Annotated in this window: 16 protein-coding genes; 8 read left to right on the top strand and 8 right to left on the bottom strand. The window is 41.9% G+C overall.

Annotated elements, in window-relative coordinates; translation table 11 throughout:
* Positions 1–12 precede the first annotated feature (12 nt).
* The 4 genes from PCAR9_RS08005 to PCAR9_RS07990 all read right to left on the bottom strand — a co-directional run bounded on the left by PCAR9_RS08005 (position 13) and on the right by PCAR9_RS07990 (position 9,417).
* A complete protein-coding gene (locus PCAR9_RS08005) occupies positions 13–2,025 on the bottom strand; it encodes a hypothetical protein (protein WP_179983143.1) in 2,013 nt (670 codons plus the stop codon).
* Between the two features lie 237 nt (positions 2,026–2,262).
* Entirely contained in the window at positions 2,263–6,015 is a 3,753-nt protein-coding gene (locus tag PCAR9_RS08000; RefSeq protein ID WP_232091152.1) for a TonB-dependent receptor, read from the bottom strand.
* Positions 6,016–6,197: 182 nt separating this feature from the next.
* Positions 6,198–8,585: an agarase gene (locus tag PCAR9_RS07995; protein ID WP_232091151.1), complete on the bottom strand. Its 2,388-nt coding sequence runs from the start codon at positions 8,583–8,585 to the stop codon at positions 6,198–6,200.
* Positions 8,586–8,652: 67 nt separating this feature from the next.
* Positions 8,653–9,417 (bottom strand): IclR family transcriptional regulator, encoded by a 765-nt coding sequence (locus PCAR9_RS07990; protein ID WP_179983141.1) that lies wholly within the window; start codon positions 9,415–9,417, stop codon positions 8,653–8,655.
* A 177-nt stretch (positions 9,418–9,594) separates the two neighbouring features.
* Between PCAR9_RS07990 and PCAR9_RS07985 the strand changes: the two genes are divergently transcribed.
* Positions 9,595–10,362 (top strand): phytanoyl-CoA dioxygenase family protein, encoded by a 768-nt coding sequence (locus PCAR9_RS07985; RefSeq protein WP_179983140.1) that lies wholly within the window; start codon positions 9,595–9,597, stop codon positions 10,360–10,362.
* A gap of 67 nt (positions 10,363–10,429) precedes the next feature.
* On the opposite strand, the gene PCAR9_RS07980 is transcribed toward PCAR9_RS07985, so the two are convergent.
* Entirely contained in the window at positions 10,430–11,425 is a 996-nt protein-coding gene (locus PCAR9_RS07980) for an NHL repeat-containing protein (RefSeq protein WP_179983139.1), read from the bottom strand.
* An 81-nt stretch (positions 11,426–11,506) separates the two neighbouring features.
* Here PCAR9_RS07980 and PCAR9_RS07975 point away from each other — a divergent pair, with 81 nt between their 5' ends.
* The 7 genes from PCAR9_RS07975 (at position 11,507) to PCAR9_RS07945 (ending at position 20,835) form a co-directional block, all read left to right on the top strand.
* The gene (locus tag PCAR9_RS07975; RefSeq protein ID WP_179983138.1) at positions 11,507–12,661 is read left to right on the top strand and encodes a mandelate racemase/muconate lactonizing enzyme family protein; all 1,155 of its coding nucleotides are present in this window, start codon (positions 11,507–11,509) and stop codon (positions 12,659–12,661) included.
* Positions 12,662–12,664: 3 nt separating this feature from the next.
* Positions 12,665–13,942, top strand: coding sequence for an MFS transporter (locus PCAR9_RS07970; protein WP_179983137.1), 1,278 nt, complete (start codon positions 12,665–12,667; stop codon positions 13,940–13,942).
* A gap of 21 nt (positions 13,943–13,963) precedes the next feature.
* Positions 13,964–14,587 (top strand): bifunctional 4-hydroxy-2-oxoglutarate aldolase/2-dehydro-3-deoxy-phosphogluconate aldolase, encoded by a 624-nt coding sequence (locus tag PCAR9_RS07965; protein ID WP_179983136.1) that lies wholly within the window; start codon positions 13,964–13,966, stop codon positions 14,585–14,587.
* Positions 14,588–14,696: 109 nt separating this feature from the next.
* A complete protein-coding gene (locus PCAR9_RS07960) occupies positions 14,697–17,450 on the top strand; it encodes a TonB-dependent receptor (protein ID WP_179983135.1) in 2,754 nt (917 codons plus the stop codon).
* A 45-nt stretch (positions 17,451–17,495) separates the two neighbouring features.
* Positions 17,496–19,061, top strand: coding sequence for a tryptophan halogenase family protein (locus tag PCAR9_RS07955; protein ID WP_179983134.1), 1,566 nt, complete (start codon positions 17,496–17,498; stop codon positions 19,059–19,061).
* A 55-nt stretch (positions 19,062–19,116) separates the two neighbouring features.
* Entirely contained in the window at positions 19,117–19,842 is a 726-nt protein-coding gene (locus PCAR9_RS07950) for a SapC family protein (protein WP_179983133.1), read from the top strand.
* Between the two features lie 12 nt (positions 19,843–19,854).
* A complete protein-coding gene (locus PCAR9_RS07945; protein WP_179983132.1) occupies positions 19,855–20,835 on the top strand; it encodes a LacI family DNA-binding transcriptional regulator in 981 nt (326 codons plus the stop codon).
* A gap of 4 nt (positions 20,836–20,839) precedes the next feature.
* Here PCAR9_RS07945 and PCAR9_RS07940 read toward each other — a convergent pair whose 3' ends face one another.
* From PCAR9_RS07940 to topA, 3 genes are all read right to left on the bottom strand, one after another.
* A complete protein-coding gene (locus PCAR9_RS07940; RefSeq protein ID WP_179983131.1) occupies positions 20,840–21,625 on the bottom strand; it encodes a leishmanolysin-related zinc metalloendopeptidase in 786 nt (261 codons plus the stop codon).
* Between the two features lie 368 nt (positions 21,626–21,993).
* Complete coding sequence (locus PCAR9_RS07935; protein WP_179983130.1) at positions 21,994–22,545, bottom strand: DUF2058 domain-containing protein; 552 nt, start codon at positions 22,543–22,545, stop codon at positions 21,994–21,996.
* A gap of 137 nt (positions 22,546–22,682) precedes the next feature.
* The gene (topA, locus tag PCAR9_RS07930) at positions 22,683–25,343 is read right to left on the bottom strand and encodes a type I DNA topoisomerase (protein ID WP_179983129.1); all 2,661 of its coding nucleotides are present in this window, start codon (positions 25,341–25,343) and stop codon (positions 22,683–22,685) included.
* Between the last annotated feature and the right edge of the window lie 274 nt (positions 25,344–25,617).

The raw sequence follows: 25,617 nt of genomic DNA, 5'->3' as shown, positions 1-25,617 counted from the left end.
GCAATCGAAGGGTTAAGGAATGCGAACAACCGTTAGGTTATCGATAATGTACTGTGCATTATCGCCATTTACATCGACATGCATCATGACATTTTCACTATCCCAATCAGTCATAGTGCCAAAGCCCTCAAAATGAGATGATTCATCAGCAATGCTGTGCACAGTGCCATATTCCGGACCGTTCCATACCGTACTCAATTTTGAAAACTCTAGCTCATTATCCGAATTTTCAAAAACAAACTCAAAGGTATAAGCGCCAGCATCATTGATGTTGGAATCGGCACCTGAAGCCTGGTTTTCAGCGTAATTAAGATACTGCACATCATAAGATATGCGATATTTAGCGCCAGATGTTAATGCTCCTTTGGAGACAGGGAAGCTTAAAGTTACGCCTTCCGCTGCATCCGTCGTATCGACATAAAGCACGTGGTTATCAGGGTTATTTTCATCGACGCGTACTTCGACAAGCCCTCCACCGTTCGTGTTGACCACATAATCACTGTCTTCGAAATTACCTGGGCTATTTAATAGGACATCGACACCCTCTATGTTGTCATAACGAGTAAAATTAAAGTCGTCGAACACGGGCATGCCGTCATTACCTAACCATGCGCTCATCACAAATAGACGAAGCTGGTCAGCAATGTCCATGGGCGTTTCGCCATCACCATTTGGCGTTGCCAAATAGCCAGACTCAGTGTCGAATTCAACTAGCAAAGGTCGCCACGACCCATCTGCTGGATGTTCAGGACGTACTCCTCCCCAGAAATTATGAGAACCATTGGGGGCATTGTTTATAACAATATAAGGCGATGCCTCACCAGCTCCTACGAAAGCGTTGTAGCTTAAATAATACTTCGCACCAACCTCTAAATCTGGAAACGATGCAGCTGTTACAGCGTAATAACAGGGAGCTCCCATCATTTGAAACGATGCATCTCCATTTGCAACAATTGAGGTAGTTATTGCTGCTCCCGGGTCACACCATGACACTTCAAAACCTGCGCCGCCATTTTCAAAACCTACATCCATGCCATTTTTTGCTAGAAGGTTAGATTCAACGCCATTTACACGAATAGATAACTCCCTCTCGCCATCAGAAAAATTTCCTTTATCGTCAGAAACTTTCATCGTAAATACGAAGTCTTTGAATCCATTCGGACTTATTTCGTCAAGAAAGGCATTAGGGTTAAAGTAAAGAATGTTGTCAATAACACGCCCCTCAAATGAATTCTCGTAGGCCACACCGTCTAACTTGACATCGCTAATAACAATAGCATCACCTTCTCGCTCTTCTATCTCCTTCGCGAGGTCGACTTCGAGCATTCCATCAGTTTCCAAAATATCTTCCGTCAAGAAATAGTTAAGAACCAGTGGCGCACCAGCGATATCTTGTACTCCTAGTACGTTAACATATAACGCTCGCTCCAGATCAAACCTGTGATCGCTAACCGTATAAGTATATTTGAACGTAACCTTTTGTCCGTCTGGAATGCTGTCTTCTACGGCAGAAATATCAACCTCTATATTAGTACCGTTAATGGTCGCAGGTAAATCGTACTCATTCATCGAGTCGGCAACAAGATCACTGATTGTGAGTGGCTCATTGTCTGCGTCAGTAACATCACTTAGGCCATTAATAACTCCTATCCCGGAATCTTTAGTAAAATTAGCCGTTAAATCGTTCGCAATCTCAGGCGCGAAGTCTTCACCCTCAAACGTAATTGTTGCTGTTCGTGGCGTTTTGTTCTTTCCATCAGAAATGTTAAACGTCACTACAACAATATGTGTTTCCCCCGTATCCAAATTAGGCGCTACAGCTGAGGGGCGAATACCAAGTTTATTGCCATTTTGCTCAATACCCGCATTCATAATTTCATCAGCTCGCGGACCTGATACAGAAATAGAAAGATCAGTCACCGTCATGTAGTTACCATCGGCATCTGTTGCTACTCCCGGCCCTGTAAGAGCACCTGTAGGCGTTCCTAAAAGCTCAATAAATTGAAAGTCTTCTTTTTCATCCACGGTAAGAGTAATATCTCCACCGTGAACAGGGGCTGCTGTATTAACTTATTCGGGCGGCGTAAAGTCGTTATCACTTCCTCCACCGCAACCATAAAGCGCTGTAAGTACAGTCAATCCGATCAAGCTGTAACGTTTTTTATATGTTTTCATAACCGTTTTACCATTAATCTGTATATTTCGTACGGTAGGCTAGACAAAAGTAGTAGCTACCACACTCTACTCAAACTCAACTACCTATTAGAAACGCACTCTGACACCAAGACGATAAGTTGAACCTACCTTATATTTGGTATAAGTCCGGTGGGTAGGCGCATCACCGTCAAGTGGATTGCCTTCCTCTAACGCAACGAAATCGTATCCAGCAGCGTTATCTGCAGCTTGTCTAACCACATTTAATGTTCTGCTTGTGAAGTAAGTTCTAAAGGCTTCGTCAGTTAAATTAATAGCTTGGAAGGTTACGGTTACATCCTCGTTAACTTGATAAGAGGCGGAAAGGTCTAATGTATTGCGGCCTTCATTCCAAATTGAACCTTGGTTCCAACTGCGTCCATACTGACCGTTCGCCCAGTCTTTGCCGACAAGTGAATCTGTCATACCTTGGAAGCTTAAGCGTATTTGATGACCTTTGTGCTCCCAAAACGCGGTAAAGTTATAGCTATGTTCCGGCGTATCAGCGACAGGATAAGATGGCAGTAAAAGATTAGGGTTTATTGAAGAGTACTCTGACTCATATTCACTTTGTTGATAAGTGTAGTTCGCAGAAACACCGAAACCACCTACCCACTCTGGCGCATCTAAAAGTTCAGGTAAGAAATCGTAGGTTTGCACATATCCAATTTCGATCCCCTCAATTTCAGCATCTTTCGCATTAACGGTTTTTGTTACCGTCATGTTTGCACAGTTATCACGGGGATCACCAGAAAACGTAGTAGGGTCACCAGGTTGATAGGCAAACTCTGTCGTTGCAATAATAGGGTGGCAGTTTTCTAATGCGGAATCATCTCCGGTATCGACTAAAATTAAGTCATCACCACTTTCAGGTGCATTTGCAGGGTCTCTCACGCTGTTAACAAAAGAGAGCGTTGTTTCACGGTCAGTAAAGTTTGACATATCCTTTCTAAAGTAAGCCAAGCTTAGCAAACCAGTGTCACTAAAATACCACTCTAACGACAAATCTAGGTTGTTAGATTCTAGTGGCTCAAGCTGAGTGTTGTACATATCAACTCGGCCAACATTAAGATTTCCGCTCCCCCAATAGCTTCCTTCAGTGACCTTATAACCAGGGCGCAACAGATCGATTTCTGGACGTGTCATTGTTTTAGAAACCGAGAAACGACCGATAAGTTCGTCAGAAAACGCATAGTTAATATTTAAACTTGGCAGAATATTTTCGTAGCTGTGAGTTTTAAAGGCTGGTATGGATGCAACTTCTCTGTTCTCGACAGAACCCCATGAATAGTTAGTATTTACGCCGTTCTCTTCTCCATTCCATTGAGGCAAATTATCCCATCCATAAGTACGACTGTTATTGACGCTGGCGTAACGCCACATGCTTTTCCATAACAAATCATACTCGTTTAGCGTAGGGGCTGGCCCTTCCCCCATTCTGAAAGCATTAAGTGCATCCGCATAATCAGCAAATGCGGTATCGTGACAAGGTCCAACATTTTCTATTCTTACCCAAGTAGAAGGGTCTGGCCCTGCACTGGTGTCCCACCCCAAACCGTCAACCCGTTGATATTTTAGCTCGTAGTCTTGGGCTATCCCATCTGCACCAAGGTTCAGTGTTGGACACTCGGGAAGAGAACGATCTGCAAGGTTGCTCAATGTATGGCGGTCAATTTCACGCTGTAAATCTGAACCATTTTGTTCAAAATAGCGCATACCAGAAAAGCCAACAGCTTCGACTTCAGTTTCTACGTACCTTACGCCAACATCACCAGTTAACCTGCCATCTAATAAATCGAAGTTTGCTTTCAGGTAGAAAGCTTTAGTATCAAGGTCGGTTTCACGAGAGGCAGTATCGTCCACATTTCGGATAACATCCCCATCACCGAGTACCAGAGCTTTTGCCGCCTCAACATCTATTGGTGTCCAGCCGACTGTCGCCCCTTCTCTGGCATAACCCAAACTTTCCATGAAATCATCGTAGGGAATAGGGTTTCCAGCGATTATATCTCCACGGATATCAATCAACGACCCTCCTAGCTCTACCAACGTTTCACCAGTAACTGGATCTGTGATAACTTCGGACGCTTGGAGAGATTGGAAAGTGTAAGCTTGATCATCGACCTTTTTATTCCGCGAAGTTACTTTTGCACCGAATTCAAGTGTGGTTATCCCAAACTTATCTAAATCGAAATCAAAATCTATTTGTGCGTTTGAAATACTGTCTTCTACAGTTACATCATTTTCACCAATATAGCCAAGGTGGAACGACGTTACGTCTTGCGGATTAAATCCAGTAAAGGCTATGTTGTCTTCTGCTCCTGGCACTCGTGCTCCAGTTTCATCTGTGTATGCATAAAGGTTTTCGCCAAGGTCAACGAAGGTATCTCCGTAAACCATACGACAAGTATTACCTCCTCCAGTACAGTCAACACCGACAGGCTGGATATTTTCACCCGCATCCCATAGTAATCGCGCTGGAACCTGATAAAAATTCTCCATTACAGTATAGGCATTAGGCAAACTATTAGACTTACTTGATGAATGCCCAATTAGTGATTCAACTCTTAAATTTTCAGTTAATTCACGTTTGTAGTTTAATGTTGCACTGAAGTTTTCGTTTTCAGTTCCGCCATCATTTCGAACAATATTGCCGTTTCCGTATCGATTTAAGCGTTTTGTCATGTCATAAGTAGATGTATCGACTTGTATCCAATCAATTGGATCGCTAGACGGGTTTGGTGGCCTTACAAAGCTTGTTGGAGTAACACCTTCGACCCAATTTCGATTGTTTGCAAAACTCTTTGCTTGAATCGCATCAAACGTTCTCACGAGCTCCTGTTTACTATAGGTTGCATCGAACATAAGTTCTGATACATCATCAGGAAGGAATTGTATCCCCAACGACCCACCATAACGGTTGCTTTCATTTTGATGAAGTTCATAACTTGCCAATGAAGGTTCAATTGCTTTTACCCCTGATATGACATTGCCATTCTGATCTATGGCTTGCGCATATTCTTGTGACTCAACGAAATTACCTGCACTGTATTGATCTTTCCGATAAGCATTAGTTTCATCATAAAGCGTGAGCGCTACGCCTAAATTGTTATCAAAGAATTTTTCAGAAAATGCGAATTGAAGTTTGTGGTTTTCTTCATCAGCAAAGTCGTTATATCTGCCTTGAACTGTAAGAGAGCGTACACCTTCAGCTTGATTAAGCGGTCTTACCGTCACTAAATTAACAGATGCACCCAATGAGCCTTCATCGTGATCGGCACTTGGGGTTTTTACCACTTCCAATTTAGATAAAATATCAGCTGAAAAAGAGCTTAAATCCACAGCTTGAGAAAAGTCGGTAGACGTTAATGCCTGACCATTCAGTGTAATCGCATTTTGATTAGCATCAGCACCACGAACGGTAATCTGCGTTCCTTCACCATCGTTATTTACAACCGTTACACCTGTTACGCGGCCTAGTGCATCAGCAATATTTTGGTCAGTAGATTTACCAATATCTTCTGCATTGATTGTATCCCTAACGCCAGAAGCAAAGCGCTTATCATTAAGTGACTTTTTCAAACTCCCTTTATAGCCAGTTACTTCAATTACTTCTACTTGCTCGTCTTTAGACTTTTCTTCGTCTTCACCTGTATTTTCTTGCCCTATGGCGCTGCAACTCAAAGCCGTAAGGACAGCAAGACTAACGCCGCTTAAGTGAAATCGTTGTTTTTTGACGGTCATATCCCAGTGCTCCCGCTCAATAAATGTGTGGATTTTAACTACTTCAAAAATGTTATTATTTTGTAAAGGCACTGACATAATGGCCACATTTAGCACTCATGTCAATAATAAATTGTTAACAATTTAACAAATTGATACTTATGTATAAGAGGTTTAAATGACGAACAATTTTTTTGCAAAACTCTTTGATTAAATTAAAAAACACCTACAAACTTACTCAAGCTTGAAGGTGTTTTCGACTACTGGTTTTGTATGAAACGTTACTGTTTTTTATCAAACTTTTTCTTGTACAAGTCTTTATTGAATGTGGTCATGGCCTCAATTAATTCTGGGTATGGCATATCAGCTACGGTAACAAGGCCAATATTGGCATTTTCACCATCGTGGGCGCGGCCCGTTATCGGTTCATCAATATACTGGAACCAATGTGCACCAACCATATAGGGCTTGCTAATAACACTTTCCATATACTCCGTGTACATCCTGGCTCTATCGGTTTGGTCGCTAGCATGCACGATTCCGGGGTTATATAGTCCTGAATCAGTCGCCGTCCCTATATGAAATTCACCAATAACTACGGGTAAATCTATTTCGTCTAAAAATGCCCAAAACTCTGGCTGCATACCCTCTTCATAGATATTGAAACTCAGTGCGTCAGAGTACTTCAACGATGCTTTGATAATTTCATCGGGCATTCCCCAATTAGCCATTCTTGCACCCATATAAAGGTGATGAGGCAAAACATCTTCTAATGTATTATGAACCACTGAAAAGTATTGCTCTCCTAAAAGCTCGAGTAACATGGAAAGGTCGCTTATAAGGTTTTGTCCGTGAGTGTTAAAATTAACGCCTGTTTCAAAGTACTGCCAATTCGGATAATCCGTTTGCCATGCATTGTTTAAGTTATCAATCGTTTTATATTTATCCCTAAGCGCAATTGAAAAAGCCTGCTTTGCTGGACTATCTTTGCTATTTTTACTGAGGCCATCAAGAATGACACCGTATTTTTGCTGAACACTACCTTCTCGCTCCCCCCAACTTTTCTCGTTATCAATAAAGATCCCAGCGCACCAAGGAGAACCATTTACTTCCTCAGCAATTTTCTCTATCGTTACGCGCGCACGCTTTGCGAATTCAGGGTCAAAAGGGTCTGGCATCTCTCCCCAATGATTTACGTGGCCAGAGAGGGTTTTAAATTCACCAATTATCCACCCATTTGCAAAGTAGGGAATCCTCTCAGAGTCATAAAACATCGGATCAACCCAGTTTCCAAAAGAGGTAAAACCCCATTCGTGCATTCGCTTGATAGTAATGTCTTCCCACTGACTAAGGTATTCATCACCATATTTTCTTTCCAGATTAGCGCGATAGAAACTAAACGTTTCACCATGTTCAATTGGACCTTTGTGAGATGTCCTTCGATAACTGTAGTGCTTTGCCAACGGATCGTCGTAACTAGGTAACCATTCAAACATGTCACGACGCACTTTTGAAATTACTGTGGCAGTTTCTCTTATAGCTTTGGGTACCGAAACAATATCAATTGAATCTTCGGGAGTAAGTTCGTCGGAATCAATTTTTCTAAGCTTGCTATTATTATAATCCATACCAGTATAAGTAGTGGTATTGGCCATTCTTACGTTAGCAGGTCCATGTGAGAAGAACAGATACCCTTCAGGATCCACCATCCACCACTGCCCGTTTACTTTTTGTGTCCTAAAAAAGCCAGTTCCCTGTTGTTTTGGCCCTTTTTTCCATCCTCCATACTGGCTGCGGTCATTCCAAACAGCTGCCGATGACAACGCTTCAGCCTCACGTTGAGCGCGCTCTCTTAATTCAGTGTTGGATGTCACTTTGACATTATTGTCTACACGTGTGCTTTGCCCAAACATATCGACTAATTTAGATAGCCAAAGCGGATTGGTTTCAGGGTTTTTCCTAAAGCGTACGTTTGATAGTCCCATGGTTTTTGTTTCTAAATTCCCGATAACTAAAAACCGTACTTGGTCAAACCCTTGGTAATCTTCGCCGACTTTCTTCCAAGACCGCCATATCATCCTCAACTCTTCAGAGTTCCAAGAAGGAGGGTCACCCCAAAAACCAATATCTGCCGAAGCTTCTTCGCCACTAAACGGAAAGAATACTGTCCCTTGATAATTCGCAGGTATACTTACCGAATGACGTTGTTTTACCTCTTCCCCATGTAGAATATCCACATATAAATGCAGTGAAGTTTCGTTATAGTTATCTACATCGAATGCAAGATTATTATCGGTGAATTGCTCAATCTCATTAATTCCACGCACATCAAACGTAATCGAAGGCATATGCACATCTTTAGGGAAAGAAAGCTCAAGCTTATTTTTAACGGTTTTATTATTTTCCTCAGTTTCAATTACATGAACACCGTCAACTGAGTATTTTTTAAACACCGAATGCGGTAAGAGATAGTCTGCGTTTTGCGCAGCGCTAACCAACTCAGTATTCTGTTTGGTAGAATGTTCTTGAGCATTATTACTATCACACCCTGTTAAGGAGAGTGCGGCGGTAAGGCATGTAGCGAGACAAGTTAACTTGAATACTTTTGACTGATTTTGTCTAAGACGAAAGCCACTATTATGCGAGAGTTTCCTATAACTGCCAGTCACGTTGCATTTCCTTTTATCAAAATATTTTGTTAACAATCTACAACTCATTTTTAACAAATGCAACGTTTTAAAACCCGAGAGCTTGATTCAACTTATTGATTGCGTCTAGGAGTGCATCAGTACTTTGCTGCTGATTTATATCTAATTCATTTTTCCCGCTAATATCGCTTATCATTAAAGCGCCTATTTGTTTACCCTCGTGACGCCCTACTAATCCAACTAATTCTTTGACACCGTTAATATGAAGGCTTTCTCTCCAATCAAAATGGGACTTTGACATCGCTGCAATGTCGTTAATAACCTTAGTGCGAATCGATGTAACGTCAGATATGCCTTGTAACGCTTCTTTGATAATCAACTCTCTTACTTCATCCTTACTATGTGATAAAAGAAGAAGACCAGGATTAGAGGCAATTGTTGAGAAGCAGCTGCCCTCAGAATAACTTAGAGAAACTGCCCCAGGGCTCCTTGCGTGAACTAAAACCATTGTTTTACTTTGGTATAACACAAAAAGTTGGCACGATAACTTCGTCTCGACGGCTAAGTTTTCCATGATAGGTAGCGCCTGTTGACGAATTAAGTCTAATGGTGAAATAGAACGAGCCAAGTTATAAAGCTTGAGTGAGAGTCGATACTTGCCGGACGTTTTATCCCTAATTAGGTAGTTGTTACGCGTTAAATTTACCAATACTCTAAAAATTTCGTTGGTACTCCTATTAACACCTTTCGAAATTTCACTTTGAGATAGTGGTGCACCAATCGTGGCTAAATACTCCATTATCTCAAAACACTTATCTAATGCGGGTACTGCATAATTATAGTTACTTGCCATAACTGCTCTCTTTTTACTGGTGAAAGTTAAAAAAATTCTTTAGCCCTATTGCACTGATAGCGACTTCGGCAGGATTTTATATTTGAAAGTGATATTTTTATATAAAATTAACATTGCATTTACTCATCATTTGCTCAATATTGTCAACAATACACAAAAAACAAACAGGGTGTTATTATGGCAAATTTAACTAAACAACAAATAGATGACTTTGAAAGAGATGGGTATGTGATCGTTCGCAGCTACTATAGCGAGGCAGAAATAGCCAAGTTACAAGATAAAGCATTTAACGATGACTCGTTGTACCAACGAGCCTGGGACAAAAAAGACGCTTCAGGTACTGTCAGCAAAGTCTGCTTGTGGCAAGATTTAGGCGATGATTTTTATTCTATGTTCTCCAGAGGAAGACGACTTGCTGATGCATGTGAAGAGATCCTTAAAGAGCCAGTTTTTCATACTACGACCAAGATCATGATGAAAGAGCCCTTTGTAGGGGGAGCTTGGGAGTGGCATCAAGATTACGGATATTGGGCGACAGACAACTTCCATCTATACCCCAAGCTTATTAGCTGTATGATTGCAATAAATCGCGCAACGATTGAAAATGGTTGTCTTCAAGTATTAAAAGGTTCTCATCATATAGGTCGCATAAATCATCAGAAAACAGGAGACCAAAAAGGGGCAGACATGGATTTTGTTAATGAGGCGCTTAAACATTTAGAACTCGTTAATGTCGAACTAGAACCCGGTGATACACTGTTTTTTCATTGTAATCTCTTACATAAATCAAACCAAAATCGCTCTAAAGATCCTCGTTGGGTAATGATTGCGGCCTACTGTGCAGAATCAGCTAAACCATTTAAAGAGAACTCGTTAGTATATCGGCCACTAAATAAGGTAGAAGACGATGCCATTTTAAAATGGCAAGAGTCGTCTGCGACCTAGTTGATAAATAGTGTAAGTATAATTTTGTAAATATGGCGAGGAAGGTGTCCACTTCCTCTTTTAACTTCTACACTCTCAATAATTTTTTGGGATGGATCCCATTCGCATTCCATTCAGCTAAGTACAGATTATCCAGTTTATCTTTTGCAAGTCCGTGACAATGTTTAAATGTTTTAAAGTCGCCCTTGAGCATTTTTCCCTCGTCCGGTAGTACTCCACCTAACACAGAAATAAGGCTATCGCTCTCATTAAAAATACAGATCACGCCTGAATTATGCTCAGGATTGTTTTCTAACCCAGTCCAACAAACTGGTGCTACCATAAAATTACCTATAAATATTGGCGCGTGAATGAAAGCACCAGGGACATGAAGCGACCTTACGTATCGGCCATCCAAGGTATACCACATTAAAGAGTGTTGACTCCTAGAGCTAACTAAAAGAAGTGGTTCACTACTTCGATAATCTATTGTAATACCGTGGCCATTGCATATTTTATGCTTCCCTTCTTGGCCGAATTTTTTAATAAAATTGCCATTTTCGTTGTAATGCAAAATGTAATCGCTCCCATAACCATCAACAACGAAAAACTCACCGTTGTCATGTACAGCAACGTCTGTTGGATTAAATGGCATGTCGCTTTTATACGCGCCATAAGTTGCTGGATGCCCTATAGTAAATAAAACCTTTCCATCCCTAGTCGTTTTTGAAATTGCCCCTGACTGTGGAATCATTTTATTAAATGGAGAATCCCATTTATCAACACTAATTCCATCCCATTTCCTATTTAACATCCAACCGCTATCCACCAAGAATAGATGTGTTTTACCGCCTATTACGTGAGTTTTAATACCGTGCAAGCCAGGCCACTGTCTTCCCCAACTATCCACTACATTACCATTTTCATTGTATTCAATAATATTATGATCAGGGTGGTCTGTAGCTAAAAGTAGCTTATCTTCCACGAAGACCAATGCATGTGCATTAAGCGGGCCTACCGGAGAGTTGTTAAACTTGCCCCACTCAATGTCGATTTCATAAACCCAACCGTTTTGCCCCAACATTCCTTCCCTCACTTTTTAAACATTATATTGACAACTGTTAACATTTTGATCGAATAATAATAGTTTACACAGGAGCTGACAATGGTGATCAATGAAATATCGACGTTTGTAAAACGTCTTGGTTTTAGGAATGTGCTTTTTGTTAAAGTAACTTGTAAATGCGGAACTTACGGCTGGGGAGAGTCCGGTTTATCAAGTAGAGAATTTGCAGTCGCAGGCGTAATTTCACATTTTGAGCAGTTTCTTATTGGGCGCGATGCACAGAACGTCGCAGCTCTTTGGCAAGAAATGTATCGAAGCCAATACTTCGAGGGAGGGCGTGTACTTAGCGCGGCAATTGCGGCTATAGATATAGCGCTTTACGACATTTTAGGCAAAAAGCTTAACGTCCCCATCTATCAACTGCTTGGCGGTAAACAAAGAAATAAAGTGCCGCTATTCGCAACAGTTACCGCTCCCCTCGACGATAATATTGTCAAGCCTTGTTTATCACTAAAAGAAAAAGGATGGACACACATAAGACTTACAACGGGTTTGCATGGTGATATCAATAAAACTACTGTTTATGATACCCGCAAAGAGCTTGCGAATGCAGCCAGAGCAATAATTCAAGTTAGAAAGGCTCTTGGCACTGATATTAAACTAGGTATCGACTTTCACCATCGTTTATCTGTTGCCGAAACAAAAAGTTTTTTACAAAGACTCCCTGATGGCGCTCTCGATTATATCGAAGAGCCAATCCGAGCTGAATCTCCCGATAGTTACTTACAAATCAGAAGTTCTTGCAACACCTCCTTTGCCATTGGTGAAGAGTTTACTAGCAAGTGGGCATTTTACCCATTTTTGAAAAATCAACTGATTGATTTAGCGCGAATTGACATTTGTAATGCTGGAGGGTTTACCGAAGCGATGAAAATAGCATCGCTCTGTGAAACTCTCTATATTGACATGATGCCGCACAACCCATTAAGCCCTTTGTGTACGCTAGCTACAGCACAGTTTTGTGCTGCTATCCCTAACTTAGATAGCTTAGAGTGGCTTCCCTATGGCGATGAAACATCGCTTTATTCAGAGTTGTTCTCAAAGATGCCTCAGACAGAAGAACCCTTTTTGCAACTTTCAGATGCCCCCGGCCTTGGTATTGATATTAACGAGGACGCTCTACGAAAGCTCCCTTTTGATTATTGGGAAGCTCCTAGGCTTGCTAAGCCCGACGGTAGCTACACAAATTGGTGAATTATGAATAGCAAAAGACAGAAACTACAGGTTCTTACTCTTATTTTCATAAGCGTTGTTATTAACTATATGGACAGAACAAATTTATCGATTGCCGCAGCTCAAATGAAGAGTGAGCTGTCTATTTCTACGGTTGAAATGGGGCTGCTTTTTTCCGCTTTCGCTTGGACCTATTCATTCTTGCAAATACCCGGAGGCATTTTAGCTGATCGAATAAAAGCAAGAGTTCTCTATCCTATCATCATGATAGGTTGGAGCGTAGCAACTCTCGTACAAGGGTTAATTAGTAACTTCGCCGCATTAATAGGCTTACGCATGCTCGTGGGCGCATTCGAGGCACCGTCTTACCCACTGAATAACAAAATAGTAAGTCAGTGGTTTCAAGAGCAAGAGCGCGCTGGCGCCATTGCTGTTTATACTTCTGGACAATTTATCGGATTAGCGTTCGCTATTCCTTTACTGGCTATTGTTTTAGAGTGGGCGGGTTGGCGTGGACTTTTTATTATATCTGGCGCAGTGGGTATAGCCTGGGGGTTAGTATGGTATTTCATTTACCCAAGGCGTCTCTCACTTGGGAAAACGATGTCTAAACAAGGTAATACTCGGCCCTCCTCTGCCGACTTAAAGACCACAAAACAACAGCTAAAAGTAGCATTTACAAACAGAAAGCTGTGGGGCCTATACCTAGGTCAATTCTGCTTGGGCAGTACATTAGTTTTCTTTCTTACATGGTTTCCGACTTACTTATCTGACTACAGAGGGCTGAGTATTATTAAGTCTGGGTTCTATGCTGCTATTCCATTTTTATGCGCATTTGGCGGTGTACTTATTTCCGGCACAGTTAGTGACAAACTTACCCGAAATGGAGTAAGACCTGAGTTATCAAGAAAGGCGCCTGTTATTATTGGTTTACTTCTGTCTAGCAGCGTGATCGGTGCCAATTACGTAGAATCACCAATTTGGGTAACTGTATTCCTTTCTTTGTCTTTTTTTGGAAACGGCCTCGCGTCAATCAACTGGGTATTTGTATCGTTAATTGCGCCTAAATCGATGGTAGGTCTGGTGGGAGGCTGCTTTAACTTTATTGGCGGGCTTTCTGCAGTCATCATCCCCATAACAATAGGTTTTCTTGTCGCAGATGGTGACTTCAAGCCAGCACTAGTTCTTATATTCTCACTGGCTCTAGTAGGCAGTCTCTCTTTTATATTTTTAGTCGGAAAAATTGAACAAATACCTGAACCGTCGACGCCTTCAATGTCGTCAGACAATTCTTTGCTTTAACTCATTAAACGGAGAGATGAAATGCACGAAGCGATAGCTGAAATACATAAAACTAAAATTGTTGCCATTATTAGGGTTAAAGACTCCTCTACAATTGGCTTAATAGCGAAATGTCTAGTAGAAGCGGGAATTACTGCACTAGAGATAACAAGTAATACACCGGGCTATCTAGACTCAATTACCCAATTACAAACCAAATACCCTTCAATTTTTATTGGAGCGGGGACTATTACAAATGACAAACTTGCAAAAGATGCTATAAGCGCAGGTGCACACTTTTTAGTTACGCCCAATACGTCTCGTCAAGTTTTAGATGTTGCCAAAAGTACTCAAACACCGATTTTAATGGGGGCGTTAACTCCCACTGAGATATATCAAGCTTACGAATGGGGAGCTGATCTCATAAAGTTTTTCCCAACCAATTCGGTTACATACGACTATATCACTTCATTAACGTCAGGCCCATTTAATGATATCCCTTTAGTCGCAGTGGGCTCGGTTGACGAAAATAACGCAAAGAAATGGATAGAATCCGGAGCTGTATGCGTAGGATTCGGCGGTGAATTGACTAGCCCAATCTTGTCAGCGGAAGAGTATATAACAAGAAAAAGCCGCATAATATCCCTCATAAAATCAATAAGCTAAAAATAAACACATACTTTTAAATTTCATTTTTGTTGACAATTAACAGTTAATTAAGAATACTCGCGATAACACATATTGTTTACAATTAACAAACGTATGAGACACAATTATGAAAAATTTTGGTTTGACAACGTTATCTTTGGCCGTAATCAGTTCGCTATATGGTACAAATTTGTTAGCTCAAGAGAACGATGAAAGTAATGTTGAGGTAATTCAGGTTAAAGGAATTAGAGGAGCGCTTTCATCTGCGATGGATGTAAAACGAAGCTCTACAGGCGTTGTCGATGCTATTTCAGCGGAAGATATCGGTAAGTTTCCAGATACCAACCTTGCAGAATCCCTTCAACGCATTACTGGAGTCTCCATTGATAGAACAAACAACGAAGGTAACCAAGTTACCGTTCGAGGCTTTGGTCCTAGCTTTAATCTCGTTACTTTGAACAACCGACAAATGCCCAATTCATCTGCACTTGAAACAGCTGGAATTTCTAGAAGCTTTAATTTTAGAGAATTAGCGGCTGAAAGTGTTTCAGGTGTAGAAGTCTATAAAACCGGTCGAGCGAACGTTAGCTCAGGCGGAATTGGAGCTACAATCAACATCAACACCGCTCGTCCATTTTCAATGGACGAATTCGTTGCTGCTTGGAGTGCTAAAGCAGTGATTGATACCAGTGTAACCACAGGTGATGATGTAACACCTGAATTATCTGGAATGATTAGCAAAACGTTTGGCGACAGAAAGTTCGGTGTCTTAGCCTCTTTTTCTCACGCAGAAAGAGATAGTCATGTAGATAGGATCGGGGCTTTTAACTGGGGCCAAGGTTATCCAGGTCAAGCGAACCCAGATACTAGTGCAATCGATACAAATTTAAACCCTACCCTCACCACTTGGCGCACACCTACTGTAGATTTAGATGATACCAACTATGAGCGAGAGCGTCAGAACGGACAGCTTGTACTTCAATACAGTCCGATTGACTCTCTGACTGTAACGGCAGATTACGTCATGTCTCGTTTGGAGGAAATGGGTAATCAACACCGTATGAGTTTCTGGTTTGACAATGTAGAAGAGGGGTCGGCAGATGTAAACGGTACAATCATAAACCCACTTCGCACAAATGATGAGCTTAATTTTTGGTCTTGGGAATATAATTTTGAAACTGAAAACGATTCTTTCGGTATCAATTTTGATTGGAAAGCAACCGATGCACTTAGTTTAAAACTCGACATTCACGACTCAACATCGCACTCTAACCCTGGTGCTTTACCTGCTGAACGCTTAGCTAATTTGAAAAACCCTTTTGGCAGCGCTGCGCCAGTAACTATCTCCGCCGATTTTAGCGGCAACATCCCTACTGTGGCGTATGATGATTCAGCGTTGGAAGGTGGGGCCTATGCGCTAGAAAATATTGAAGGCGATTTATATCAAGAACGTGGATTTGAAGTTGAAAACAACATACAACAAGTTCAGTTTTCGGGCCGTTGGCTCAATTTAAAAGATGGTGCGCTAGATGCTATCAATTTTGGGTTGGCACACACTAAATACACAATCGATTCAGTAAAAATAAACGGCGCTAATTTCGGTCTAGGCAACGGCGCTCTCGATATTAGTGAGTTAGATTTAGCCTTTATTGACGGCGACATTGGGTTTGAGTTCATTCCCGTATATAGCGCCGACCAATTCATTTCTTTAACAAAAGAGCAAGGCCTATATATTGAGCCTAATAAAAGCTTAAACGGCATAGAAGAAAATACCACTTCAGCCTACCTTTCGTTTGATTTCATCACTGAATTCAACGATATGGAAGTGAGAGCAAATTTCGGCGTTAGATATGAAGAAACTGACGTAGAATCATATTCCATCAACCGCCCGGTGATAGGCTTTAATTGGCTAACTCCTCTTGAAATGTCAAAAGTTTTCGCTGACACCGAGGTATTTGAAACACTTGAGGGTAGTTATGAACACTTCCTTCCTAATCTTGACTTTTCATTGAATGTTACCGATGACATTGTCACTCGGTTCGCCTATAGCAAAACAGTTGCTAGAAGTGATATTACTGCAATGTTCCCTGCTACAAGCCTAAATAACCACTTAGCAACCGGGCCTTTCAGAGCTTCGCAAGGTAACCCTAATCTTCTGCCCTATGAAGCAGACAATTTCGACTTATCCGTTGAATATTACTACGATGAAGGTAGCTATGTATCAGTAGGACACTTTAGAAAGCAAGTCGATAACTTTATAGCAGTTGGCGAAGAAGAAAGAACTATTGATGGTTTGAACGGCCCACTCACAAATCCAGCAGCGGCCAATCGGCCGGGTTGTCCAGGGGGGGCAGCTGATAACCCCCTCCCCGCTTGCGTATCTCAACCCGGAGATCCTGTTATTGAGTGGATAGTATCTACGCCACTGAACCTAGACGAAACTCGCGTCTACGGTTGGGAATTTAATATTCAGCATATCTTTGGCGACACAGGGTTCGGCGCAATTGCTAACTATACTATGGTAGATAGTAGCGATACCTACGATGTTTATTCACTTGAAAATGACTTTGCATTACCCGGCTTAAGTGACTCTGCCAACATCGTTGCATTCTATGAGCAAGACAATTATCAAGTTCGAGTTGCTTACAACTGGCGCGACGACTTCTTACTTCAAGGTGGCATAGAGCCATTATTCACCGAAGCTTATAGTCAAGTAGATATCTCTGCAAGCTACGATATCAATGAATCACTTTCTGTATTTATTGAAGGTATCAACGTCACAGATGAATCAACACGACGTCATCAGCGCTTTTCTAATCAAATTAGAGACTACGAAGAGTACGGACCTCGTTACAATTTAGGTATTCGTGGGAAATTCTAGACATTCTGGGGACGCCGATAGCGGTCGCTATCGGCGGTTGTAATTATGGAAAGTACTCACACATCGAGCGAACACAATTTACGTAATATCGTTATCTTAGGTGGCGGCACTGCCGGTTGGATCACCGCTGGTGTTATTGCAGCAACGCATCGAAGTAATAATTCAACCAACCCTTCTATTAAGATAACGCTGATAGAAGCGCCAAGCATTCCTATTGCGGGAGTGGGAGAAGGTACTTGGCCATCTATGCGCCGCACGTTAAAACTTTTGGGCGTTTCTGAAACCGATTTCATTAATCAATGTAATGTCACCTTCAAACAAGGTGCAAAGTTCAGACACTGGGTTACTGGGAGGGACGACGATGAGTACTACCATCCTTTAGTCGCTCCCAACCATTACAATAATATTAACTTTGCTGAAAGCTTCGCTACTCAAAAGTTTCCATTCAGCTTCGACAAAGCAGTTTGTACCCAAGGTCATATTTGTGATTTAAATTTAGCGCCCAAAAACATTTCACACCGAGAATATGAAGGACTCCTAAATTACGCCTACCATCTTGATGCAAACGCTTTTGCTCTGTTTTTAAAGAAACATTGTACCGAAACGCTTGGTGTCACGCACATAGAAGCGGAGGTTGAACGCGTTGAAGGGGAGCCTGATTCGCCCATAAAAGCTTTGGTAACAAATAGTTCAACCCGCATTGAGGGCGATTTGTTTATTGACTGCTCTGGTTTCAAAAGTCATCTCATTGGCGGCCACTTTAACGTAGAGTATCAATCGTGTAAGGACATTTTATTTTGCGATAAAGCGATAACAACTCATTTGGCATACGATAATAACGCACCTCTTCTACCCTACACTCTATCGAGTGCTACCGACGCAGGTTGGATCTGGGATATCGGGCTGACTAATCGACGAGGCGTTGGTCACGTTTATTCATCAGAGTTTATTGACCAAGAACAAGCTAAGTCTCGACTTGAGCATTACGCCAAAAGAAAGCTTCGCGATGATGAAGTCCGGACGTTTGATATTGCTCCCGGCCATAGGAAAGAGTTCTGGAAGCAAAATTGTGTGGCCGTTGGTTTGAGTGCAGGCTTTCTTGAGCCGCTTGAGGCTTCTTCCTTGGTACTCGTTGAAATGGCAGCCAAATTCATTGCTGAACAATTGCCTCGTAACACTAACGTGATGGGTGTTATTGCTAAACGGTTCAATGAAGTCTTTCGTTACCGTTGGTCGCAGATCATCGACTTTTTGAAACTGCATTATGTATTAAGCGAAAGAAAAGAGGCGTTTTGGCAGCAACATAGAAATCAAGAAACATGGACCAAGTCATTAAGCGAAAATTTACTCCTTTGGCGCTATCATTGTCCGTGGCATAACGACTTTACTCATACGGAAGAAGTGTTTCCTTCAGCGAGTTACCAATATGTTCTTTACGGTATGCAGCCTAATTACTCATTTAGAAACACCGCTGCGCAATGCCAGCACAAGCATTACATTGAATTGTTTGCACAAGATATTGAACTCCAACTGCATCAACAAAAAGCTCAACTTTACGACCAAAGAACGCTGTTGAGTAATGTACGTAAGTTTGGGTTTGCACTGGGGTAATACTGTCTCTACCGCACCAGAATAATGATAATAGACGAACAGCCCTAAGAGATTAATGATGAAGAAATATATTCCACTATCATTCGATACACACCCGAATATAAAAATTAAAAAAAACTACGCTGGATCTTGTGTTTTTAATGAAAGTACTTTTCCTATTCTGTTCGATGAGTTTGAGCAAATTCAGAGAGAGTATCCCATCGCCATATTCAAATCTATCGATGATGGCGCATTGAGTATCCACGCTTTGACGGCATTTGACGAAGGAGTAAATGAATTCATTATTGAGGGAAGTTGGAATGCTCAATACATCCCTTTGTTTGTGAAGTGCCATCCTTTTTCAATAGAGCTTGATGAAAGTAAACGCACATGCCTATTGATTGATGAGCAGCACACAGCTTTCAAAAACGGTAGCGAACCACTTTTTGCAAAGGATGGTTTACTAAGTCCCTTTGCCCAAGCAATGAAAAAGTCTATAGAACAAATAAGTTCCCAGCAGCGCTATACTGAGGGCTTTCTTCATTTTATTCAGGAAAATAGACTCTTAAAGGCAGTCTCGATCGACTTTACAGATCATCAGGGTATCAGTCATAGAAGAAACCATCTTCTCACAGTAATACCTGCAGATTTCCTTACTCTGTCTCCCTCTTTACAAGAGCTTGCTTTACGCAAAGGCTATTATCAAGCAGCCGTTTACATCCAGGCCAGTTTGCATTCCCTAAAAGAGCTCTTTGATATCTTTTCTCGTCGCATTTCCCCAACAAAAGCTCATCACTGTTAAGAGAGAAAAGTAATGCTTACAATTAAGGATATTGCAAAAAAAGCAGGTGTATCACAGGCAACAGTTTCGAGGGTTATAAACAACACCAAAACGGTAAAGCAGGAAACAAGAAGACACATAGAGCAAATAATTAAAGAGCTAAACTATAAGCCAAACCCGAATGCAGTGATGCTAGGAAAAAAAAACATTTACGCAATTGGCATCGCATATTCTAAATACTTAAATACTGGTTACAAAGTGCTTCAAAAAGCCGAAGCGTATACGAGTAAAAAAAACATTCCTATTCAAGTAAAAAGCGCGGAACCTGACGCAAATAGTGAATTAGATGCCATAACCAGTTTGCTCTCTTATGGATGCTCACCTGTCGTTGCACAGGCGCAATATATTGATGATACAACGTTAAGAAACCTGATGGTATATTACCCAAATTTGTACATAATAGACCGTTTTGTAAAGCCGTTTCCTGAGCGATGCGTAACCTTCGACCATCAAAAAGCGGCTGAAATGATCATTGACTTTGTCCAAAAAGATAGCAACTGTCTTTGTATCAATGACATTAAGCCTGCCTTCAATGCCCACTACAGGGAAACAATAATTAGAGAGCAGTTAGAAGTTCCCTTTTTAGAGCATAGGACAACAGACAGCTTCAATAATGGGGAAAACCTGATGCGAGACCTTATTTCCTCTAATGACATGCCAAATACAATTATTACAGATCTACCAAGCACGGCAATGGGTCTAGCCAGTGTATTTTATGACCATTTTAGTAACAGTAAGCGTCATATAAATATAATTACATTCGGAAACTACTGTTCACCTTCTCCATTTAACGCTTATATTACTAGTGTGACTTATCCACTTGCTTTATTGACTGAAAAACTACTTGATAAAGCTTTCGCATTAGAGGCTTTAACCGATGAACAATTAGTTCAAAAGTTTTTACCAACGATTAATAGAAGCCAATCCTATACTTCTAATGCATTATTGCTCTAATATTTTAAGCGCGACGTTGGTGGCTTAAATACCATAACATCAGAATAAAAAGATATAACGTCGATGCTTCACTCACCGCATGAGTTACAGTTGTCAAATAACCAATATCAGCAAACGATGCGACAGTGGTATCGCTTAACGTAATTGGATAGGGCCCTAAATAGCCGGTCATTAAGTCAGATGAACCACCAGGCCAAGGCTCGTCCCAATGACTATTGGCAGTACCTGCGCCTCCGCCAAGTTCAACAGGAATAAAGGTGGCGTCTTCGACAAACTCACGGCGGTAGATTTCCAAAGCGTATTCTCCGGTGTAGCGCCCTGTGCCATTGACGTAATTAGACTGGCTCCCTGCGATAAAAAAATCAGTCGTCCACAAAGTGCCAAACCCGATAACATGAGCCATTTCGTGCACGATAACATCGAAAAGTGTACCGTTAGTTTCCATATTATTTAGATCTGCCGTATCAAAGCGCATGCGACCTTTATTCGCATAAACATAAGTACTGTCGGAAAGCTGAGTAATACTAGAAGGCCCGGCACTACCCAGCACCCCGCCTGTACCATCAATTGGCGCTCCACTCGCCTCTATAACAATACTATGGTCAAAAGAGCTTTGAACACCTATTAAATATGATTCCCAATACGCAATTGCATCGTCAAATGCGCTAGATTGTGTGGGTGTTAATCCTCCAAGATTATTGATAGAGATGTTGAATAGCCCAGCATTTACAGGTAGTGACATGCACAATGATATTACGACACCTAGAACCAGCTTCGGTAAACCGTTCATGGCTTCCCTCCTACATTAAGAAACAACATCTAACGCAAATAATTATGGGTAACGATACTTATGCGCTTTAATAACTATAGACTAGAAAGCAGAGGTAACACCTCTCCTTAACTATTTTGTTCTTAACGGCCGAGATAAGATTTTCTAAAGAGAACAAATTCTAAAAAGTCGTAATAAATACAGTGCTTTAGGGTAGCACAAGCGATAGTTATGAAGGGACTTTGAAGTTCAATTGCAATCAGAACATGCAAATAGAGTACGGGTATTAGGAGAAGGTTGATAAAACGAGAGTAAATACAGCTATGGTTGAAAGCATTTACTCACCACCGAGCTTTTTTTAAAACCTCAAGGTGGTGAGTTTGAAAAGTTTACCAGGTTAAATCGTCTGGAATTTCGTAGTCGGCATACCAGTCGTCTTCATCCTCGTCTTTTCCGTCGCTGCCACTTTTATCTAGATCGGCGCGATATATAATTGAAGATTCATCACGCTGAGCAATCTTGTCAGCCACAGGCGTTGGAACCAGTTCGTAAGCGTCGTCAAGCAATACCACAGTCAAACGACCTTTTGTCACTTGCTTGTGCATTTCTTCACTCACATACATGCGTTTTACCACGTTATCGTGAGTAAAATTAAGTAACGTTTCACCCTTACGAGGCTGTTTATTAACGTTAATAAGTTGCCTTACTTGCGCCGCAATTGAACGTTTTTCTCGTTCTTCCTGCTGCAGTTGGTTTAGCTCACGAGAGCGAGCTTTTTTCTCTTCCGCCGCTTTTTGAGCCGCTAACGTAGCCTCATCTACCACTGGCTGTTTTTGCTTATTTTTCTGTTTCTGCTTTTTACGTTTGTCAGCGCGCGCTTGTTTTGCAGTTGCTTTGTCAGCCAGTCCGGCTTTTAAAAGTTGATCCTGTAAAGAGGCCATAACTCACTCTCTATTAATATAGTAATAAACCTTGCATGAAGCGTGTTGCAAGTCTTCATTGGGTTTCTTAAAACGTAATAAGCCCGAATAAAATCGGGCTTATTGTTTAGGCTTCAAAGTATTATATTAGCTTTGAATTACTTTTTCTTGGCTTTTGACTTGGCCGCAGGCTTTTTCGCTGCTTGCTCCTGCCATTTACCGTTGTCGTACCATGCCGACCAACCCGTCGCTTTTCCGTTTTCATTTTCGGACATCACATACTGCTGTTTGGTCTTTCTGCTGTAGCGAACTATCGCAGAATTACCATCAGGGTCTGTTTTTGGCGCATCAGCAAGATAATAGAATTTCGGCGAAATTCTGTCTCTAAAGCGGGCAAGTTCTTCCACTTTCGGCGCACGAGTCTCACGAGATTTAGGGAAGTTATGCGCTGCCAAGAAGATGCCCGACGCCCCATCGCGTAGCATGAAGTGCGCGTCTGACTTTTCACATGGAAGTTCCGGCAGATCGACCGGGTCTTCTTTCGGTGGTGCGGCTTCCCCGTTTCTTAGCAGCTTACGGGTATTTTTACATTCTTCATTAGTACAGCCGAAGTATTTACCAAAACGACCGTTCTTAAGCTCCATATCGCTGCCACATTTATCGCATTCGATAATAGGACCGTCGTAGCCTTTAATTTTAAATGTGCCCGTCTCAACCAAGGTGCCATCACAGGTAGGTGTATTACCACAGACGTGAAGCTTACGGGTCTCGTCTACCAAGTAGCTGTCCATGGCAGTGCCGCACTTAGGACAACGCTTTTTAGAGCGAAGCGCTTCTGTTTCAAGCTCTTCTTCGTCATCCACCTTCACCACTTCGTCACCAGGCGTTAGGTTCATGGTGTTGGTGCAGCGCTCTTTAGGCGGTAAGTTATAACCTGAACAGCCCAAGAATACACCGGTTGAAGCGGTTCTTACATTCATTTCGCGGCCGCATTTGTCGCATTCAATACCCGCAGGTATTGCCTGATTTAAGCGCATACCGCCTTCTTCAGGGTCTTTTTCGGCGTTTAGCAGTTTTCCATAGAAGCCACTGTAGAACTCATTAAGAACATCTTTCCAATCTTTATTGCCTTCAGCAATATCATCTAGATGTTGCTCCATGTTAGCCGTGAAGTCATAGCTCATTAGATCGTCGAAGTTTTCCATCAGGCGATCGTTTACTATTTCACCCATTTTCTCGGCGTAAAAACGTTTATTTTCTAAACGCACATAGCCGCGGTCTTGTATGGTTGAAATGATGCTAGCATAGGTTGAAGGACGACCAATGCCGCGTTTTTCAAGCTCTTTTACCAGAGACGCTTCATTAAATCGCGCCACAGGCTTAGTGAAGTGCTGCTTAGGATCAAGGGCTTTTAAGTCAAGCACATCGCCTTTTTGCACATCAGGCAGCATAAGCTCTTCATCGCCTTTTTTGCGAAGTTGTGGCTGCACACGCGTCCAACCGTCAAACTTAAGTACACGGCCTTTTGCTGTGAGCTCGTAGTCCCCTGCTGCCACTTTAATCGTAGTTGCATCGTACTTAGCCGGTGTCATTTGACACGCTAAAAACTGGCGCCAAATAAGCTCATAAAGGCGCTGTGCATCGCGCTCCATATCACCTAAGCTCGCCGCACTAATATTCACATTTGAAGGTCGTATCGCTTCGTGCGCTTCTTGCGCACCTTCTTTGCTTCCATAGCGATTTGGCGAATCTGGTAGGTATTTGCCACCAAAATTGTCTGAGATATATGCGCGCGCACTTTCTACTGCTTCTTGACTCAAATTGGTCGAGTCAGTACGCATATAGGTGATGTAACCCGCTTCATAAAGACGCTGGGCCATCATCATGGTTTTCTTAACACCGAAGCCCAAACGCGTACTCGCTGCTTGTTGCAGCGTAGAGGTAATAAATGGCGCAGAAGGACGACTTTGCGTTGGCTTCGACTCACGGCTTTCCACCGTATAGTTCGCACCTTCAAGGTCAGCGAGTGCTTTATCTGTTTCCGCTTTGTTTTTCGGCTTAAACGCACTGCCCTGATGCTTGGCAACCAACATGCGAAGCGCCGCTTTTTGCTGGCTGGTCAAATCTGCGTGAACGTCCCAGAACTCTTCTGGTACGAAGGCTTTAATTTCGCGCTCTCGCTCGACAACAAGCCTAACCGCTACCGATTGAACACGCCCTGCTGAAAGTCCGCGCGCAATCTTTTTCCATAGCAGAGGCGACACCATAAAGCCTACAACTCGGTCTAGGAAACGGCGTGCTTGCTGTGCATTAACACGAGAAATATTTAGCTCACCCGGGGCTGAAAACGCGTCTTGAATCGCATTTTTAGTAATTTCGTTGAAGACTACGCGCTGATACGTCTTATCTTTTTTGCCTAACAGTTCTTGTAAGTGCCACGCAATCGCCTCTCCCTCGCGGTCCAAATCCGTTGCGAGATAGATAGTGTCGGCGTCTTTTGCGAGCTTTTTAAGTTCGTTGACTACCTTTTCTTTGCCCTGCAGCACCTGATAGTGAGCCTTCCAGTCTTTTTCTGGATCAACGCCCATTCTGTCTACAAGTTTCAAGTATTCGTGACGACGAAGATATTCTTGACGCTCTTCTTCGCCTAAAGTTTTGAGTTCTTTAGCCGGTTTTTTAGGCTCTACTTTGCCTAACGCCTTCGTTGGAAGATCTCGCACATGGCCAACCGAACTTTTTACGATAAAATCTTTGCCAAGATATTTATTTATCGTTTTTGCTTTGGCTGGTGACTCGACTATGACCAGTGATTTTGCCATATAATTGAACTAAACCTATTGATTTTTAATGACTATTTACGTCAAATTCTGAAAATTGGAGCAGCCCGACACTATATATAGGGTACTCGCTCTTTTTTAACATATATCTACAAAGTGAATGGAAAACAAGATCTTCTTCATACTTATTCTTCCCACCGCTCTAAACGCGCACAAAAACTGTACATTAAATAAGCAGCGTGATTGGCATCGGTCTTAAAAGCCGTATAATGCCAGCCATTCCAACCTGACCTAACGACGCGCTCAGGTTTAAAGA

It is taken from the genome of Alteromonas macleodii (assembly GCF_903772925.1).
Lineage (GTDB): Bacteria > Pseudomonadota > Gammaproteobacteria > Enterobacterales > Alteromonadaceae > Alteromonas > Alteromonas macleodii_A.
Note: the sequence above shows the minus strand (reverse complement) of the source record. Positions and strands in the feature narration are given on the sequence as shown.